The sequence below is a fragment of the Methylobacterium sp. B1 genome, from assembly GCF_000333255.1.
In the GTDB taxonomy this organism is placed as follows: domain Bacteria; phylum Pseudomonadota; class Alphaproteobacteria; order Rhizobiales; family Beijerinckiaceae; genus Methylobacterium; species Methylobacterium fujisawaense.
The window spans coordinates 1-1,828 of the sequence record NZ_BACT01000530.1 but is presented as its reverse complement, the minus strand read 5'-3'; the positions used below and the strand labels follow the sequence as shown (position 1 = coordinate 1,828).

Below are 1,828 nucleotides of genomic sequence, written 5' to 3'. Positions count from 1 at the left end.
GGCTGCCGATCGCGAGGTTCGGCCGCGACCGGTAGTAGAAGTCGCTGCCGGTGGGGATCACCACGTTGGCGGCATCGTAGGCGCCGCGCAGGAACACCACGAGGAGGCGCGCATCGGTCTTGGGGGCCGCCCAGACGCGGCCGGCCACCGTGGACAGGCCGAAAGCGGCGGCGGCGCGGATCAGGTCGCGACGGTTCATCGCATGAACTCCGGCGAGGCGAGGTAGAGGGTGTTCCAGTCCTGGGGCGACACCGCCTGGGCGAGCGCCGCCCGCGTCGCCGCCGACAGGGTGCCGGACAGCGTCGAGAAGTAGAGCCCGTTGGCGAGCACCGGGAAGGCCGGCTCCTCGGCCTGATCGGCCAGCGTCGGCTTGAACAGGCCGGCCGAGCCCGACCCGATCTGCCGGGCGATCTCGAACCGCGTCGCGAGCTGCCCGGGGCCGCTCCAGGCGGCGGCGTCGAGGGGGTAGCCGTCCGGCGTCGACCGGTTGAACAGGCCCTCGCCGAGGCGGTTCAGCCAGCCGAGCACCGGGCCGGCGTTGCGGATCACCCTTGTGTCGTAGGCCATGCGCAGGGCGGAGAAGACGTAGCGCACCGGGTCCTTGAAGGCGCCGCCGCGCTCGGCCGTGAAGGCCGGCTCGCGCACCAGCGCCTCCATCACCGCGGCGATGTCGCCGTCGCTGCGGCTGAAGACGGCGGCGAGTCGCGCCACCAGGGCGTCGTCGGGCGGCTGGCCGAGGAAGTAGGTGGCGAGCGCCCGGGAGACGTTGGTGGCGGTGGCGGGATGGCGGGCGATCAGGTCCACCGCCTCCTCGATCTCCGGCCAGCCGCGTNCCTGGATGCGGGTCCCGAGGAAGACCTTGNNTCGCGTATCGTGCCGGTTCGGGTTGACGCGAACAGGCCGTCCCGGCGGAAATCGGCGGCATGCTCGGGGCGAAGCTTCGGGGTCTCGGGCTTCATGTCGATGCCGACACCACTCAGGATCCGGGCCAGCGCCTCGACATCGCCCTGCGTGTAGCCGGAGCCGACACCCATCGTGTGCAGCTCCATGATCTCCCGGGCGTAGTTCTCGTTCGGCCGGCCGGCCGCGTTGGCGTCGTTGTCGAGGTAGCGCAGCATCGCCGGGTGGCGCAGGCTCGCCATCAGCAGGTCGCGGAAGCGCCCGAGCACGTGCGGACGGATCGCGGTGTCGAGGTAGTCGCCCACGGCGGCGCGCAGGGTGGACTTGCCCTGATGCACGTTGAACCGGTTGAACCAGAACCACGTCAGCCGCTCGCGCAGCTGATCGGGGCTGTAGAGCGCCCGCAGCACCCAGACGGAGGCGGCGTTCCGCGCGGCCATGTTCAGCGCGGCCTGGAAGGCCTGCTGGGCGGCCTTCTTGGCGTCGGGGTCCTGGATGTCCTTGAACGCCTTGGCCTGCGCATCCAGCGCCTGGGCCCGTTCGAACAGGCTGCCCGGCGGGGTCAGCGCGTCGACCTGCGCCTGGGCGGCGGGCGGCAGGCGCGATTCGGCCGGCGGATGGAGCTGGGCCTGCAGCCACCGTGCCCGCCCCTCCGCGGTGAGTTGCGCGAAGGCAGACGGGGTGGCGCCCCAGGTCAGGGCATCCAGGAAGGCGGCATCGGCCGCGGCGGCCTGCGGCGACGCGTCGGCCGCACGGGGCCCCGGGCCCGCCCAGGCCACCAACAGACCAGCAACCAGACAACAGCGTGTTGCGGCGCGCGACATCGCAGCCTCGCGGTGCGTGGATCGGTCGGGGCAGCGTGGTGTCGCGTCCCTGTACCGTGCCTGAAAGGCGGCCCCATCATGCCAGCGTCTTTGGCAATATCGGG

At 72.1% G+C, this 1,828-nt stretch carries 2 pseudogenes; both read right to left on the bottom strand.

From position 1 onward, the window contains the following. Window positions 1-199: pseudogene (locus I53_RS15560) on the bottom strand (DUF1501 domain-containing protein); the annotation flags it as partial. Beyond that, a pseudogene (locus I53_RS15555) lies at window positions 196-1,724 on the bottom strand (DUF1800 domain-containing protein). The pseudogenes I53_RS15555 and I53_RS15560, both read right to left, overlap by 4 nt. Window positions 1,725-1,828 lie beyond the last annotated feature (104 nt).